12 protein-coding genes are annotated in these 16,891 nt (G+C 65.2%); 2 read left to right on the top strand and 10 right to left on the bottom strand.

Annotation, left to right across the window (positions count from 1 at the left end; translation table 11 throughout):
• Window positions 1-76: 76 nt before the first annotated feature.
• From fusA to rpsL, 3 genes are all read right to left on the bottom strand, one after another.
• A complete protein-coding gene (gene fusA / locus ACX1NL_RS01895; RefSeq protein ID WP_239306539.1) occupies window positions 77-2,200 on the bottom strand; it encodes an elongation factor G in 2,124 nt (707 codons plus the stop codon).
• Between the two features lie 202 nt (window positions 2,201-2,402).
• Entirely contained in the window at window positions 2,403-2,870 is a 468-nt protein-coding gene (gene rpsG, locus ACX1NL_RS01890) for a 30S ribosomal protein S7 (protein WP_085956818.1), read from the bottom strand.
• Window positions 2,871-2,873: 3 nt separating this feature from the next.
• Window positions 2,874-3,245: a 30S ribosomal protein S12 gene (rpsL, locus tag ACX1NL_RS01885; protein WP_034997208.1), complete on the bottom strand. Its 372-nt coding sequence runs from the start codon at window positions 3,243-3,245 to the stop codon at window positions 2,874-2,876.
• A 224-nt stretch (window positions 3,246-3,469) separates the two neighbouring features.
• On the opposite strand from rpsL, the gene ACX1NL_RS01880 reads away from it, so the two are divergent.
• Window positions 3,470-4,756 (top strand): hypothetical protein, encoded by a 1,287-nt coding sequence (locus tag ACX1NL_RS01880; protein ID WP_458898474.1) that lies wholly within the window; start codon window positions 3,470-3,472, stop codon window positions 4,754-4,756.
• Here the strand turns inward: ACX1NL_RS01880 and ACX1NL_RS01875 are convergent.
• From ACX1NL_RS01875 to ACX1NL_RS01865, 3 genes are read right to left on the bottom strand one after another with little or no spacing between them, the layout of a single operon-like run.
• On the bottom strand, window positions 4,726-5,370 hold the full coding sequence (locus ACX1NL_RS01875; protein ID WP_458898473.1) for a hypothetical protein: 645 nt from the start codon (window positions 5,368-5,370) through the stop codon (window positions 4,726-4,728). The genes ACX1NL_RS01880 and ACX1NL_RS01875 overlap by 31 nt on opposite strands.
• Window positions 5,367-5,864, bottom strand: coding sequence for a hypothetical protein (locus ACX1NL_RS01870; protein WP_458898472.1), 498 nt, complete (start codon window positions 5,862-5,864; stop codon window positions 5,367-5,369). The genes ACX1NL_RS01875 and ACX1NL_RS01870 overlap by 4 nt, the downstream gene beginning before the upstream one ends.
• Window positions 5,861-6,451 (bottom strand): hypothetical protein, encoded by a 591-nt coding sequence (locus ACX1NL_RS01865; RefSeq protein ID WP_181889779.1) that lies wholly within the window; start codon window positions 6,449-6,451, stop codon window positions 5,861-5,863. Before ACX1NL_RS01865 ends, ACX1NL_RS01870 begins: the two co-directional genes overlap by 4 nt.
• A gap of 81 nt (window positions 6,452-6,532) precedes the next feature.
• Between ACX1NL_RS01865 and ACX1NL_RS01860 the strand changes: the two genes are divergently transcribed.
• Window positions 6,533-7,153, top strand: a complete 621-nt coding sequence (locus ACX1NL_RS01860) for a DUF1707 SHOCT-like domain-containing protein (protein ID WP_458898471.1) — start codon at window positions 6,533-6,535, stop codon at window positions 7,151-7,153.
• A 99-nt stretch (window positions 7,154-7,252) separates the two neighbouring features.
• Here the strand turns inward: ACX1NL_RS01860 and ACX1NL_RS01855 are convergent, their stop codons facing one another.
• The 4 genes from ACX1NL_RS01855 to ACX1NL_RS01840 form a co-directional block, all read right to left on the bottom strand.
• A complete protein-coding gene (locus ACX1NL_RS01855; protein WP_458898470.1) occupies window positions 7,253-11,251 on the bottom strand; it encodes a DNA-directed RNA polymerase subunit beta' in 3,999 nt (1,332 codons plus the stop codon).
• A gap of 84 nt (window positions 11,252-11,335) precedes the next feature.
• Entirely contained in the window at window positions 11,336-14,833 is a 3,498-nt protein-coding gene (gene rpoB / locus ACX1NL_RS01850; protein ID WP_458898469.1) for a DNA-directed RNA polymerase subunit beta, read from the bottom strand.
• Window positions 14,834-15,148: 315 nt separating this feature from the next.
• Complete coding sequence (locus tag ACX1NL_RS01845) at window positions 15,149-16,087, bottom strand: PorA family protein (protein WP_085956827.1); 939 nt, start codon at window positions 16,085-16,087, stop codon at window positions 15,149-15,151.
• A gap of 51 nt (window positions 16,088-16,138) precedes the next feature.
• Window positions 16,139-16,888 (bottom strand): hypothetical protein, encoded by a 750-nt coding sequence (locus ACX1NL_RS01840; RefSeq protein ID WP_085956828.1) that lies wholly within the window; start codon window positions 16,886-16,888, stop codon window positions 16,139-16,141.
• Between the last annotated feature and the right edge of the window lie 3 nt (window positions 16,889-16,891).

Below are 16,891 nucleotides of genomic sequence, written 5' to 3'. Positions count from 1 at the left end.
TCTCACCCCGCCTCCGCGGAATCCGCGCCGCACCGCTGGCACGCGGTGCGGACCCGTGAGGAGGGGCGGGCGGCAACTACTTGTTGCCGTTGCGCTCGTCGATGATCTCCTGAGCGACGGACTGCGGAACCTCAGCGTAGGAGTCGAACACCATGGTGAAGTTCGCGCGGCCGGCGGTGGAGGAACGCAGGTCGCCGATGTATCCGAACATCTCGGACAGCGGCACCTTCGCCTTGACGACCTTCGCGCCGGAGCGGTCCTCCATAGCGAAGACCTGGCCGCGGCGGGAGCTGATGTCACCGTTGACGGTGCCCATGTACTCCTCCGGGGTCACAACCTCAACGGCCATGACCGGCTCGAGCAGGACCGGCTTCGCCTTGGCGACAGCTTCCTTCAGCACCTGGGAGCCAGCGAGCTTGAACGCCATTTCTGAGGAGTCGACGTCGTGGTAAGCGCCGTCCTCAAGCGTGGCCTTGATGTTCACCAGCGGGAAGCCGGCGAGGAAGCCGTACTGCATCGCGTCCTGGATACCAGCGTCCACGGACGGGATGTACTCCTTCGGCACGCGGCCACCGGTGACGGCGTTCTCGAACTTGTAGGAAGCGGACTCGCCCTCTTCCAGCTCCTCCGGGTCCGGGGAGTACGGCTCGATGGTGACGATGACCTTCGCGAACTGGCCGGAACCACCGGTCTGCTTCTTGTGGGTGTAGTCCAGGGACTCCACCTTCTTGCGGATGGTCTCGCGGTACGCAACCTGCGGGGAACCGATGTTCGCCTCGACCTTGAACTCGCGCTTCATGCGGTCCACCAGGACGTCGAGGTGCAGCTCGCCCATGCCGCCGATGACGGTCTGGCCGGTCTCCTCGTCCAGCTGAACGGTGAAGGTCGGGTCCTCTTCAGCGAGTTTCTGGATAGCGGTGCCCAGCTTCTCCTGGTCAGCCTTGGTCTTCGGCTCGATGGCCACCTGGATCACCGGGTCCGGGAAGTCCATGGACTCGAGGATGATCGGGTGATCCGGGTTGCACAAGGTGTCGCCCGTGGTGGTTTCCTTCAGGCCGATGAACGCGTAGATGTTGCCGGCGTCGGCGTGCTCGACCGGGTTCTCCTTGTTCGCGTGCATCTGGAAGAGCTTGCCCACGCGCTCCTTCTTGGACTTCGTGGAGTTGAGCATCTGCTCGCCCGGGATGGCCTGGCCGGAGTAGACGCGCACGTAGGTGAGCTTGCCGAAGAACGGGTGGACGGCAATCTTGAACGCCAGAGCGGAGAACGGCTCCTCGACGGACGGCTTACGGGTCAGCTCCTCTTCACCGTCGACGGAGGTGCCGTGGACGTCGCCGATGTCGATCGGGCTCGGCAGGTATGCGACGACAGCGTCAAGGATCGGCTCGATGCCCTTGTTGCGGTAAGCGGTACCGCAGAACACCGGGTAGATCTCGGAAGCGATGGTCATCTTGCGGATGGCTGCCTGGATCTCTTCCTTCGTCAGCTCCTCGCCGCCGAAGTACTTCTCCATGAGCTCCTCGTCGGACTCTGCGACGGTCTCGAGCAGCTTCTCGCGGTACTCCTCAGCCTTCTCCTTGAGATCCTCCGGGATCTCCTGGATCTGCGGCGGGGTGCCGGTCTCGACCTTGCCCGGCCACAGCAGGGCCTTCATGTCGATGAGGTCAACGACGCCGTCGAAGTCGTCCTCAGCACCGATCGGCAGCTGCATAACCAACGGCTTCGCACCGAGGCGGTCGACGATGGTGCCGACGGTGTAGTAGAAGTCAGCGCCTAGCTTGTCCATCTTGTTGACAAAGCAGATACGCGGAACGTCGTACTTCGCAGCCTGGCGCCACACCTGCTCGGACTGCGGCTCCACGCCCTCCTTGCCGTCGAACACGGCAACAGCGCCGTCCAGCACGCGCAGGGAGCGCTCCACCTCGACGGTGAAGTCCACGTGACCCGGGGTGTCGATGATGTTGATCTGGTTGTTGTTCCAGAAACAGGTCACAGCAGCGGACGTAATGGTGATGCCGCGCTCCTTCTCCTGCTCCATCCAGTCAGTGGTGGCGCCGCCATCGTGGGTCTCGCCAACCTTGCGGTTGATGCCCGTGTAGAAGAGGATGCGCTCGGTCGTGGTGGTCTTACCGGCGTCAATGTGGGCCATGATGCCGATGTTGCGGACCTTGTTCAGGTCCTTAAGCACTTCTTGTGCCACGTTAAATACCCCAACTTTGAAGTCGTCGACGCCTGTCGGCGCCTATGTCGGTCAGTTGTCCTTTGTCAATTCTGCCACTACATCGCGGAAGTGGCAGCGTGAGGTCCGACTCAGCTGGAAAAACCCGGAAACGCACCAGCTCGCTTCCCTTGGAAGCGGGTATGCAGTTTCCGGGTTTCCATGCTTCGCCTTGCTCCAGCGACTACCAGCGGTAGTGGGCGAAGGCGCGGTTGGCCTCGGCCATCTTGTGGGTGTCCTCGCGGCGCTTCACGGAGGCGCCGAGACCGTTGGAAGCATCCAGGATCTCGTTGGCGAGGCGCTCCATCATGGAGTTCTCGCGGCGCTGACGGGTGAAGGTGACCAGCCAACGCAGTGCGAGGGTGGTGGAGCGGGCCGGCTTGACGTCGACCGGGACCTGGTAGGTCGCGCCACCGACACGGCGGGAGCGAACCTCGAGGTCCGGGCGGATGTTGCCGATGGCCTTCTCCAAGGTGCCAACCGGGTCGGTGCCGGTCTTCTCACGGCACTGCTCGAGCGCGCCGTAAACGATGCGCTCTGCGGTGGACTTCTTGCCGTCCTGCAGGATCTTGTTCACCAGCATGGTGACCAGCTCGGAGTTGTAAACCGGATCCTTGACTACGGGACGCTTCGGTGCTTGCTGCTTACGCATTGTTTACTGTCCCTTCTTCGCGCCGTAACGGGAGCGAGCCTGCTTGCGGTCCTTCACACCCTGGGTATCCAGAGCGCCGCGGACGATCTTGTAGCGCACACCCGGCAGGTCCTTCACACGACCGCCGCGCACGAGCACCATGGAGTGCTCCTGCAGATTGTGGCCCTCGCCCGGGATGTATGCGGAAACCTCGATGCCGGAGGTCAGGCGCACACGGGCGACCTTACGCAGCGCAGAGTTCGGCTTCTTCGGAGTGGTGGTGTACACGCGGGTGCACACGCCGCGGCGCTGCGGGGAACCCTTCAGCGCAGCGGTCGCCACCTTGGTGGACTTATCGTGGCGGCCCTTGCGGACCAGCTGCTGAATAGTAGGCATTCACGCTCTTTCTGTTAGCGCGTCCCGCCCACACCCGGCCATACATGCAAAAATGGGGGCTCTTCTTCGGGGCCCTGCCGATTGCATGAACTGCCGTGTGAACGAGTCGCATGGAGTTCGAGTACTTCGCGCCGCAAGATACGGGCGAAACCTCGCTAAAGGTACACCGAAGGAACGTCGCAAAGCAAACTGCGTGTCCGCGGTCGCCCGGTTACACTGCTGCCATGGCTCCTTGGACGGGTGTCTCCCAGTCGCTGCGCGACGTTGCTGTTGAGTCCGCGGTGATCCCGGCACGCGCGGCGGGTCTGCTGTTTCGCCACCTGTCGCAGCTGGTCACAGTGGTATGCCTCGGCCTTGCCGGGCGCCAGGCCGTGATTTGGCTGGCGGTGTGGCTCTCCACATTCAGCAGCCTCGCCGCCAGCCTTGTCATGCCGCTGGCGCCGCTGATGGTGATGCTGGCCATCATTTTCTCGCTGTGGCTTTTGCGCCCCTCGCTGCCGTTCCTCGCGGCGACGTTTCCGGACCGCAAAGACGGCTCTTCCCGGGTGCGCCTGCTTTCCGCCGGAGGCATGCTGATCAGCTTCCTCACGGTGTACTCCACCCACGGCCTGCTCAAAGAGGACCTCGCCGCGTTCCGCCGCGCCACCACCTACGACGAGTACTTCAACCAAGGCTTCGAAGCGGACTTCACGCGCGCATTTATCGACGACACCGCCGCCCTGATCGGCCTGATCGCCGGCACCATAGTGCTGCGCAAAATCATCGGCTACTTCGTCCTGGCGGAGAAGGGACTCGGATTCACCTATCTCGCCGCCTACCTGGAAGTGCTGTGGATGACCACAGTGTCGGTGTTTTTGACCAACCGGCTCAGCGCCGTGCAGGACTGGGCGCTTTCCCGCCGCAGCCTGGCCCCGGCTCACCAACGCTACGAAGAACTGAAGACCGACGTCGCTGAGCACACCGGCGTGCTTGGCGACGCGTGGGGCTGGCTCGCCGACCAACTTCCGACGCTGAACCAGCTGGTGACCGTTCCGATTGCGTGGCTGACGCTCGGCGCCGTGGTCTTCGGCACCACGCTCGCCGCCAAGAAGGCGGAAGATGCGAAGGTCGAGGAGGCGCCGGAGGGGGCGTCGATAAGCATCCGCAAACGCATGCAAACCGCCGCCCACAACGAGGCCAAACATGCGGTCGACGAGGCGCTGCAGCCCGTGGTCGGGCCCATCAAGGCGACGCTCAAAGGGCTGCGCACCCTTGCGCGGGCGGGGCTGGTGCCCATGACCATCTTCTGCATCGTGTTCATGCTGGCCACCAGCGTCGAGCTTGGCGTGGTCGAGCTCGGGCGCACCCTCATCGGCCCGGTGGACAGCAAGATGGCCGCGGAACAGGCTCTCAACTACCTGCTGGTGGTCGCGCGGGCGGTGTACCTGCTGGTGGTGGTGTGCCTAATCGCCTCAGGCCTGGACTTCTTCCTGCGGCACAGCTACTCGCCGAAAGAAGGGGAATCCACGTAGACCTTCGGCTCCGGCAGCACCACCGTGACGTAGTGGGGAAAGTCCCACCCGATATGCAGCTTGACCGGTTGCACGCCGTCCGGCAGCGCCAGCGGGGTGACCTTGCGCCACTCGTCCGGCCGCGGATCCCCCGGCTCGAGGTGCTGCCCTGTGGAACCGATCTCGTCCACCCGGACCACGGGGCCGGCCTCCCCCGGCGGGGTGCAGGCGTGCAGGGCGCTGAAGTCGTCGATGGGCGTGCCAAACAGGCCGTCCTTGCGCAGGTACTCCTTGCCGTCCGAGCCGGTCACCCACATGCGGCAGTTCTCCAGCACCGACTCCGCCGGCGCGTGCCACTGCGTCAACACCGCCCAGATGGTGAATCCCTCCGGGGAGTGCAGGCCGATCTGGCTTTCGTCCTCCACTGCCTGGAAGCCGAGCACCTCGACGTCCGCTTGGTGCCGTGCGCCGTCGAAATCCGCGACCGGCAGGTCGAAGCTGCCCGCAGCGCCCGCGGCGATCACCTGCTCCTGGGACCACGTCCACGGCCTGACCAGGCTGAAGTACGGCTGGGACGACGCCGCGAGCATCAGACCGGCGGCCACGGGCGCGCTTGCCCACCAGAGCTTCCTCACAACCACACCGCCTCACGGGTCACCCGGGATTGCCGCTGCGTCTCCGGCAGCTGCACCACCACGCGCGGGCCCATCCGGTTGCCCACGTAGAAATACAGCGTGGCGGCTTCGACCTCATCCTCCGGCATCTCAAACACCAGCGTGCAGGGGCTGCGCAAACCTGGGTAGGTCAGCTCGCACGCGTTGCCCGGGGTGTTCTCCGGCGCGTAGAGGTTCCCGCCGGCCGCCTCAATCTCCGCGCCAAGCAACACCTCCTGGTCCTGGGTGAACTGGTAGTCCACCACCACCCACCTGGCGTTGGAAACTGTGCCGTTGAAGGTCTCCGCCACGGTGACCTGCACGTCCTCCACGTCGCCGATGATCGGGGCCGAGTTGGCGTAGTCGAAGCTTGCGGCGGCGCGGTCGGCGGCGTTGGGCAGCACGTCGCGAAGCTGCATGCCCAGCACAAGCAACGCGAGTGCCGCAGCTGTGGTCCACACCCTGCGGATATTCATCGCAGCTCCACCTCCGCCACGCGCTCTTTGGCAAACCAGGTTTTGTCGCCGTCCAGGAAGGACTTGCGGTACTCCATCGACCACACCACCAGCGTGTCGCCGGCGTCTTCGCCGCTGAACACGAGGGCGATGTCCTGCGGCACGCCGGGGTTTAGCAGCTGGTTGTCCGGCAGCGGGACGCTCTCGAAGTCCTCGTCGCTGGTGAGGCGCGCGTCGATCTTTTGGAACTTCGGCTGCTCCTCCGACGCTGAATCCTCCAGATCAAACGCCTGGTGCCACTGCACCGCGTAGATGGGCCGCTCAGCGGTGTTGGTCAGCCGCATGTGCACCACCCGCGCGCCGTCGAGGACGTAGGTGCGTTGCACCTGGACGGTCAACGGCGAAACGTCCAGCTCCTGCGGCTCCGCCGTCTCGGTGGCGGTGACGACTTGCTCGGGCGCCGCCTCCTCGAACCCGCCGGCCAGCCCTGTCACGCCGGCGAGCGCAAGCAAGCCCGCGACGGTCGCGTTCGTCCTCGTCCCGATGTCCGCCGCGACCGACTTCGCCAACCCCCGCACGGGCTGGTGCTTCGCCGACTTTTCGCTCACACGTGGAATCTAAGCAGAATGCGGCAATATTCGCGTGCCTTTCGCCTGCCGACGCCGTCTTCGGCAACTACTGTCCAAGTTATGGACAACCCCACCCCGCCCCGCAAACGCGCCTCCGACGCTGAGCGCGACACCGCCGCCAAACACCTCCAAGACGCTTTCGCCGACGGACAGATCTCCATGGCCGAGTTCGACGAACGCTCCCGCGCCCTCTACGCCGCCACCTACGCCGACGAACTTCCCGGCCTGGTGGAGGACCTCTCGCCCGTCAAACGCCCGGACCGGGAAGTTGCCCCATCCCACGCGCTGGTCACAGGCGAAAGCGGCGGTTCCGCATTCACGCTGTCAGTCATGGGCGGGTCCGAACGCACCGGCCAGTGGCTCATGGCGCCGACACACACCTCCCTCACCCTGATGGGCGGCAACGCACTCGACCTGCGCGAAGCCCGGTTCGCCGCCCACGAAACCACGGTCAACGCCGTGGCGATCATGGGCGGCATCGACATCATCGTGCCCGACGACGTCCGCGTGATCGACGACGGCATCGGCATCATGGGCGGCTTCGGCATCGAAGACCACCCGTCCTGCACCGTCCCCGTCGCGCAGCTGCCTGCCGACGCGCCCGTGATCCGTGTCCGCGGCCTCGCCCTGATGGGCGGCGTGGGCATCACGCGCGCGGCCCGTGGCGCCCGGGTCCGGTAGGACGGGGCGTCGAAAAGCAAAACGCCCGGTCTCCCCTTTCGCGGGGAAGCCGGGCGTTTCTCACGCAGACCTAGCTAAGCCAGAATGCTGGGCCTGGTGTTACAGCTCCTCGAAGCCGAACTCGTCCATCGGGACGGAGGCGCCGGTGAACTCGCCGTAGCCCTCGTCGCCGTAGATCGAGTCGCCGAACGTCGGGATGGAGTACGCCGCGGAGCGCGCTGCCTCGGTCGGCTTGACCTGGATGTTGCGGTAGCGGGAAATACCCGTACCGGCCGGGATCAGCTTGCCGATGATCACGTTCTCCTTCAGGCCGATCAGCTTGTCGGAACGCTTGTTGATCGCGGCGTCCGTGAGCACGCGGGTGGTCTCCTGGAAGGAGGCCGCCGACAGCCAGGACTCCGTGGCCAGCGAGGCCTTGGTGATGCCCATGATCTCGGAGCGCATCTCCGCCGGCTCGCCGCCGTCCGCCACAGCTGCGGCGTTGACCTGGCGTGCCTCGGACAGATCCACCAGGGTGCCCGGCAGGAACTCGGTGGAACCAGAGTCGATGACGGTGCCGCGGCGCAGCATCTGGCGGATGATGATCTCGATGTGCTTGTCGTGGATGGACACACCCTGGGTGCGGTACACAGCCTGGACCTCGTCGATCAGGTGCTTTTCCACACCGCGGCGGCCGAGGACCTCGAGCACGTCGTGCGGGTCGGCAGCGCCGCGGAGCAGACGCTCGCCCACCTCGACGTGGTCGCCCTCGCGCAGGCCGCGCTCGATCATGGCCTCCGGGTTGGACTCCATCGGGCGGCGCACCTGGGCCAGGCCCTGGCGCTTGGACAGCTTCTCGTAGACCACCACGTCGGAGCCGTCGTCCGGGTGGATGGTCAGGGTCCAGAAATTGCCCTCGTCCTCGAGCGAGATGGTGCCCGCCACGGATGCGATCGGGGCGCGGTTCTTCGGCACACGGGCCTCGAACAGCTCCTGCACACGCGGCAGACCGCCGGTGATGTCGCCGCCGACGCCGCCCTGGTGGAAGGTACGCATGGTCAGCTGCGTACCCGGCTCACCAATGGACTGCGCAGCCACGATGCCGACAGCCTCGCCGATGTCCACGAGCTGGCCGGACGCCATGGACTTGCCGTAGCACTTGGCGCAGACACCGGTCGGGGTCTGGCAGGTCAGCACGGAACGGACCTTGATCTCGGTGACACCGGCGGCCACGAGCTCGTCGATACGCTCCTCGGTCAGCTCGGTGCCGGCCTCGGCGATGACCTTGTCGTCGGCGCCCTTGACGTCGGCGGCCAGGACGCGGCCGGACACGGAGGTCTCAACTAGGTCGTGGCGCACGAATGAACCGCCGGCCTCGACCGCAACCGGAACCTTGACGCCCTGGCGGGTGCCACAGTCCTCCTCGCGGACGATGACGTCCTGCGCCACGTCCACCAGACGGCGGGTGAGGTAGCCGGAGTCCGCGGTACGAAGCGCGGTATCTGCCAGGCCCTTGCGGGAACCGTGGGAGTTGTTGAAGTACTCCATCACGGACAGGCCCTCGCGGAAGGAGGTCTTGATCGGGCGGGTGATGTACTCACCACGCGAGTTCACGACCATGCCCTTCATGCCGGCCAGGGTCCAGATCTGGCGCATGTTACCGGCAGCACCGGACTTCACGATCATCGGAATCGGGTTGTCGTCCGGGTACAGGTCCTCCACGGCCTGGCCCACCTTGTTGGTGGCGTCCTGCCACAGCTCGACCAGGCGGTCGTAGCGGTTCTCCTCGGTCAGCGCACCCTTCTCCCAGAACTTGCGCTCGATGGCCTCGGCTTCCTTCTCGTACTGCTCGAGGACCTCGGTCTTGTTCGGGAGGATGAGCACGTCGGCCATGGAGATGGTCACGCCGGAACGCGTCGCCCAGTAGAAGCCGGCATCCTTCATCTTGTCCAGCACCTGCGCGACGGTGATCATCGGGTACTTCTCAACCATGGACTGGATGATGTCGCCCAGCAGCACCTTGCCGCCGCCACCGCCCTTACGGACCATGGCGCCTTCCTGGTACGGGAAGTTGAACGGCAAAAGCTCGTTGAACATGATGCGGCCCAGGGTGGTGTCCGTCATCCAAGCCTGACCCTTTTCCCAGCCGTCCGGGAACTGCTCCGCCTCGATCTCCGGGGTCGGACGCAGGTGGTCGATGCGGACCTTGATCGGGGCCTGCAGACCCAAAACGCCCAGGTCGTAGGCCATGATGGCCTCGCGGTAGGACGAGTAGACGCCGCGGGCCGGACCGTTTTCGTCGGCAGGTGCGTACGCGCCCTCGCCGCCGATCTCCTGCGGGCCCTTGAGCATGGTCAGGAAGTACAGGCCGGTGACCATGTCCAGGCGCGGCATCGCCAGCGGCTTGCCGGACGCCGGGGACAGGATGTTGTTCGACGACAGCATGAGCACGCGGGCCTCAGCCTGCGCCTCAGCGGACAGCGGCAGGTGGACTGCCATCTGGTCGCCGTCGAAGTCGGCGTTGAACGCCTCACAGGCCAGCGGGTGCAGCTGGATGGCCTTACCCTCGACCAGCTTCGGCTCGAAGGCCTGGATGCCCAGGCGGTGCAGCGTCGGTGCGCGGTTGAGCAGCACCGGGTGCTCCGAAATCGCCTCTTCCAGCACGTCCCACACCTCGGGGCGCTGACGCTCCACCATGCGCTTGGCGGACTTGATGTTCTGCGCGTAGTCGTTGTCCACCAGTCGCTTCATCACGAACGGCTTGAACAGCTCCAGCGCCATACGCTTCGGCAGACCGCACTCGTGCAGCTTCAGCTGCGGGCCGACGATAATCACGGAACGGCCGGAGTAGTCCACGCGCTTGCCCAGCAGGTTCTGGCGGAAGCGGCCCTGCTTGCCCTTGAGCAGGTCGGACAGGGACTTCAGCGGGCGGGTGCCCGGGCCGGTGACCGGACGGCCGCGGCGGCCGTTGTCGAACAGGGCGTCAACGGACTCCTGCAGCATGCGCTTCTCGTTGTTCACGATGATCTCGGGCGCGCCCAGGTCGATCATGCGCTTCAAACGGTTGTTGCGGTTGATCACGCGGCGGTACAGGTCGTTCAGGTCGGAGGTGGCGAAGCGGCCACCGTCGAGCTGGACCATCGGGCGCAGCTCCGGCGGGATCACCGGGATCGCGTCCAGGATCATGCCGGCCGGGTCGTTGCCGGAGCGCTGGAACGCGGCGACGACGCGCAGGCGCTTCAGGGCACGGACCTTCTTCTGGCCCTTGCCCTCGGCGATGATGCCGCGCAGCTCCTCGGCCTCGGCGTCGAGGTCGAAGTTGCGGATCAGGGTCTGGATCGCCTCCGCGCCCATACCGCCGGTGAAGTAGTCCTCGTAGCGGTCAACGAGCTCCTCGTAGAGGTTCTCGTCGATGATCATCTGCTTCGGGGCGAGCTTCTGGAAGGTGGTCCAGATCTCGTCGAGGCGCTCAACCTCGCGCTCGCCGGCCTCGCGCAGGTGCTGCATCTCCTTGTCGGCGGCGTTCTGCACCTTCTTGCGGGCAGCGGCGGTTGCGCCGGAAGCCTCGAGCTCTGCGAGGTCCTCCTCCAGCTTCTGCGCGCGGTCCGCGATTTCGGAGTTGGTGTCGTCCTCGACATCCTTCTTCTCCATCAACATCTCCGCCTCGAGGGTGGACATGTCGTTGTGGCGCGCCTCCTCGTCAACGGAGGTGATGATGTTCGCCGCGAAGTAGATGATGCGCTCGAGGTCCTTCGGCGCCAGGTCCAGCAGGTAGCCCAGGCGGGACGGAACGCCCTTGAAGTACCAGATGTGCGTCACCGGGGCGGCCAGCTCGATGTGGCCCATGCGCTCGCGGCGCACCTTGGACTTGGTCACCTCGACGCCGCAGCGCTCGCAGATGATGCCCTTGTAGCGGACGCGCTTGTACTTGCCGCAGGCGCACTCCCAGTCGCGGGTCGGGCCGAAGATGCGCTCGCAGAACAGGCCGTCCTTCTCCGGCTTAAGCGTGCGGTAGTTAATGGTCTCGGGCTTCTTCACCTCGCCGTGGGACCAACGGCGGATGTCGTCGGCGGTGGCCAGGCCGATGCGAAGCTCGTCGAAGAGGTTTACGTCAAACACGTAAAAATTCCTTTTCTTCTAGATGTGTGCTGTTCGTTCGTCGTGCCGTCGAAAAGCAAAAGCTTTACGACGGCTACCTGGCGCTTAGGCGGTATCCGCCGCTGCACCCTCGTCACGGGAAAGGTTGATGCCAAGCGAGGAGCCGGCCTGATCGAACTCGTCGTCGTCGCCGTCGAGCTCCATCGGCGTGCCGTCGGTGGAGAGGACCTCCACGTTCAGGCACAGGGACTGCAGCTCCTTGAGCAGCACCTTGAAGGACTCCGGAATGCCCGGATCCGGGATGTTGTCGCCCTTGACAATCGCCTCGTAGACCTTCACGCGGCCCACCACGTCATCCGACTTAATGGTCAGAAGCTCCTGCAGGGTGTAAGCGGCGCCGTACGCCTGCATAGCCCACACCTCCATCTCGCCGAAGCGCTGGCCGCCGAACTGGGCCTTACCGCCCAGCGGCTGCTGCGTAATCATGGAGTACGGGCCGGTGGAACGGGCGTGGATCTTCTCGTCCACAAGGTGGTGCAGCTTGAGCATGTACATGTAGCCGACGGAAACCGGGTACTTGTACGGCTCGCCGGAACGGCCGTCGAACAGGGTGGTCTTGCCCTCGCCGTCGACCATGACGTCGCCGTCGCGGTTCGGCTTGGAGTTTGCCAGCAGGCCTGCGATCTCGTCGTTGGTGGCGCCGTCGAACACCGGGGTTGCGGTGAGCGAATCAGCCGGCACGTCGTAGAGGTGCTCCGGCAGAGTCTCCAGCAGCTTGGCGTTTGCCGGGTCGTCCGGGTTGACGGTCCAGCCGGCCTTGGCCAGCCAGCCCAGGTGGATCTCCAGGACCTGGCCGATGTTCATACGGCGCGGCACACCGTGGGTGTTCAGGATGATGTCCACCGGGGTGCCGTCAGCCATGAACGGCATGTCTTCCTGCGGCAGGATCTTGCCCACGACACCCTTGTTGCCGTGGCGGCCGGCCATCTTGTCGCCGTCCTGGATCTTGCGCTTCTGAGCCACGTACACGCGGATCATCTCGTTGACACCCGGGGACAGATCGTCGTCGTCCTCGCGGGAGAAGCGGCGCACGGCAATGACCTTGCCCTGCTCGCCGTGCGGCACCTTCAGGGAGGTGTCGCGCACCTCGCGGGCCTTCTCGCCGAAGATGGCGCGCAGCAGGCGCTCCTCCGGGGTCAGCTCGGTCTCGCCCTTCGGGGTGACCTTGCCAACGAGGATGTCGCCGTCGCGCACGTCCGCGCCGATGCGGATGATGCCGCGCTCGTCGAGGTCCTTGAGCACGTCCTCGGAGACGTTCGGGATCTCGCGGGTGATCTCCTCGGCGCCCAGCTTGGTGTCGCGGGCGTCGATCTCGTGCTCCTCAATGTGCACGGAGGTGAGGATGTCCTCCTCCACCACGCGCTGGTTGAGGATGATGGCGTCCTCGTAGTTGTGGCCTTCCCACGGCATGAACGCGACCAGCAGGTTGCGGCCGAGCGCCATCTCGCCGTTCTTGGTGCCCGGGCCGTCTGCGATGACCTGGCCGGCCTCGACGCGGTCGCCCGCGGAGACGATCGGGGTCTGGTTGTAGCAGGTGCCCTGGTTGGTGCGCTCGAAGGTGCGCAGCATGTAGGTGTCGCGGCCACCCTCATCGTCCATGACGGTGATGAAGTCGCCGGTGACGTTCTCGATCACGCCGGCCTTCTTGGAGATGACGGTGTCGCCAGCGTCGTAGGCGGCGCGCTGCTCCATGCCGGTGGCCACGTAGGCGGACTCGGCGCGCAGCAGCGGCACGGCCTGCTTCTGCATGTTCGCACCCATCAGCGCACGGTTCGCATCGTCGTGCTCCAGGAACGGAATCATCGCGGTTGCGACGGAGACCATCTGGCGCGGGGAGATGTCCAGGTAGTCCACGCCCTGCGGGCCGACGACGCCGATGTCGCCTTCCTTGAGGCGGACCTCGATGCGCTCACCGGTGAGGTTGCCGTCCTTGTCCATCGGGGTGGCCGCCTGCGCGATGGCGTAGCGGTCCTCCTCGTCTGCGGTGAGGTAGTCGATCTGGTCGGTCAGCTTGCCGTCGTTGACCTTCTGGTACGGCGTCTCAATGAAGCCGAACGGGTTGACGCGCGCGTAGGACGCCAGCGCGCCGATCAGGCCAATGTTCGGGCCTTCCGGGGTCTCAATCGGGCACATACGGCCGTAGTGGGACGGGTGCACGTCTCGCACCTCGATGCCGGCGCGCTCGCGCGACAGGCCGCCCGGACCAAGCGCGGACAGGCGGCGCTTGTGGGTCAGGCCGGACAGGGAGTTGTTCTGGTCCATGAAATGCGACAGCTGCGAGGTACCGAAGAACTCGCGGATGGCGGCCGAGACCGGGCGCACGTTGATCAGCGACGTCGGGGTGATCGACTCCGCGTCCTGGGTGGTCATGCGCTCGCGCACGACGCGCTCCATACGCGACAGGCCGACGCGGACCTGGTTCTGGATCAGCTCGCCGACGGTACGCAGACGGCGGTTGCCAAAGTGGTCGATGTCGTCGGTGTTGATCGGGATGATCTCGCCCTCCGGCGAGGTCATCTCGGTCTCACCGGCGTGCAGGCGCACGAGGTACTCGAGCGTGGTGGCGATGTCCTCTTCGGTCAGCGTCATCAGACCGTCGTGGTCGCCGCCAAGCCCCAACTTGCGGTTAGTCTTGTAGCGGCCCACGCGGGCGAGGTCGTAGCGCTTGGCCTTGAAAAAGGAGTTCTCCAGCAGGGACTGCGCAAGGTCGCGAGTCGGCTGCTCGCCCGGGCGCTGCTTGCGGTAGATCTCCAGCAGCGCCTCGTCGGTGTTGGACACACCGTCGTTTTCCAGGGTGGACATCATGATCTCGGAGAAGCCGAAGCGCTCCGTGATCTGCTCGGTGGTCCAGCCCAGGGCCTTCAGCAGCACGGTGACCGGTTGGCGGCGCTTGCGGTCGATGCGCACGCCGACGGTGTCGCGCTTGTCCACGTCGAACTCCAGCCACGCACCACGCGACGGGATGACCTTCACGGAGTGCAGCGGGCGCTCCGTGGACTTGTCGATGGTCTCGTCGAAGTACACGCCCGGGGAACGCACGAGCTGGGAGACCACGACACGCTCGGTGCCGTTGACGATGAAGGTTCCCTTGTCCGTCATCAGCGGGAAGTCGCCGATGAACACGGTCTGGGACTTGATCTCCTGCGTGTCGTTGTTGATGAACTCCGCGGTCACGTACAGCGGCGCGGAGTAGTTGATGTCTTTGTCTTTGCACTCGTCGATCGTGTACTTCACGTCTTCGAAGCGCGGCTCGGACAGCGTCAGGCTCATGTTGCCGGAGTAGTCCTCGATCGGGGAGATCTCGTCGAGGATGTCCTCCAGGCCGGACGTGATGCGCGCATCGTCGCCGCGGTTGGCCTGCTCGCGTTCGCGCCACTCGGGCGTGCCCACGAGCCACGCGAAGGATTCGAGCTGTACATCCAAAAGTCCCGGGACGGTGATCGGCTCATTAATCTTCGCGAACGAGTAACGTTCGGGAGCCCCGGGGATATCAGCCATGTTCATGGTCTGGTCTGAGACTGCCAAGTTGGGTCCTTCCAGCACCTCTGGCGGAGGCTCGCCACACCGCGTCTGGCTTCGCGGCCCGGCGGCATTTCCGCAGGATAAGTTAGCATTCGGTCTGCTTTAGAAGACCCGCCCCCAGAGACAACAAAATCACCTTGTCAAATCGGATTTTCTCAATCCGTTGCACAAGGCTCTCTACGCGTACTGGAGACGGCTTCCAGCGCAAAGAACAACCATAGAGTAATCTCCCCCGTTTGTAAAGGCCCCCGCCTGCGGTCCGCCGGGTTGCCCGATGCCGTCTGGGTCACTCGTGCGGTTGCTGCCGGAAGCCTACCACCCGTCGTCCGCGCGCGGTCAATCGCGACGCGCCGCACGCCCCGGCCGCAGCGCGCCCGCCAGGCCCGCAAGGGTCAGCGCCGCACCGACCCAGGCCAGCACGCGCCACAGCCCGCGGTCCGCGGCGGCGGTCTGCGCATCATCCACTTTGCGCACAAGCTTCTCGACGTCCTGCCGGTCCATCACCCCGTCATAGGTGACCACGTTCTTCACGCCGTTGCCTTCTGCGTCGGCGTAGTAGTCGTCCACCTTCTCGTCGATGCCCACGACCACGCCGGTTTCCTGATCCACCAGGATTTCGCGCTCGGCGGCGTGGTGCAGGAAGGTGCGCTGCGGCTCGCCGTTGTCGTCCTCGAGCGTGAGCGTGTTGCGCGGGTCGGCGTAGCGCATGGCCACGTTCGTCGGCGCGATGCGTTGGGTATAGCGGTACACCGTACGCCCGGCGATCTCCTCTTCACCGGCAAACTCCGCAGGCGCCGCGCCACGCAGCACCGCGTCGAAGACCTGGACGGTGTCCTGCGGCGCGGGGGCGGGGAAGGTCAACCACGCGCCGTCGATAGGCACCTGTGTTGCGGGCATGCCCATGACCATCAGCGCCTCCGCCGGGCCTTGCGCGGCACCTGAAACGCGGTCCACGGCGTACGACCACGTCGATGCCGTGAGCAGGTCATTGAAGTCGGAACCGGACTCCCCCGCCCGCAGCGTGTCGCCCACGCGCACGCTCGCCGTGTCACCGTCGGACGGCTCCTGGATCTCCATGTGCAGCTGGCGCGTCACCGGCGCCGCCTCGCCCTCGCGGGTGCCGTTCGGGTCCGTGATGGTCCACGTGGCCTCCCCCAGCGCCAACGGCAGGCGGTTGCCGGAAAGCAGCACGCTCGGCGCCAGCAGCCCCGCCACCACCAGCGCAGCACCGACGCCGGCGAGTAGCACGGAAAGAATGCGGGAAGTGGGCAGCATGGTGGGAAAGTGTAGCGCAGCCGGTGGGCGCGCCAGCGCTGCGAACTACCGTTACTGATACAGGACAGGAACCAGCCGCCCGTCGCCAACCTTGCGGTATAGCGAGTGGATCACGTCCATGAACCACTCCGGCTTGTCGGTGAATGCGAGCTCGTGGACATACCGCGCGCCGCGGCTCTCGTCGTAGTCGAGCGAATCGTCGCTACTGAATCCGCTGTTGGAGCTGCGGGACAGCGATGCGTCCTGCGACAGGGCGTCGAAAACCTCGATGGACGCGTACTCGACCTTCTGGTCGGGACTCGCCATCGCCTCCCGAACAACCGAGTACACGTCGTTTGCGACCGACGCCCAATCCTCGACCACCAGCGCCTCGTCCTCCGGGGAAAGCTTCACGCGCTCCATCGGGATGCCCTGGAAACTGACGTTTTCCAGCTTGCACCCGGACAAGTCGACGCCGTCGAGCTGGTCGTAGCGGTAGTGCTCGCCAAAACCGACATTGCGCAGCTCGCCAGTAATCGTCGAATCCAGCACACGCGCGCGAATTGGAAACTGTGCACCGCGCCCCTCGATCACCACATCGCGCAGGGTGGAACCGGTAACGGTGCTCAACCAGTCGGCACGGAAGCCAAACTCTGGGGCCGACAAATCAGTATCTATGAACGCAATATCGTTGACCTTGCCCGGGTTCCCGCGCGGGCGGGTGATGGTGCAGGACTCGAATCGGACCGTCGAAAAGTTGATGTTGTCGACGCTGGGCTCGTCGAACGTGCGATCGTCGTAACGCACAGCATGCAATTCCATGAT

The sequence above is a fragment of the Corynebacterium sp. CQ3829_602738 genome, assembly GCF_054478435.1.
This window is presented reverse-complemented; position numbering and strand designations above follow the sequence as displayed.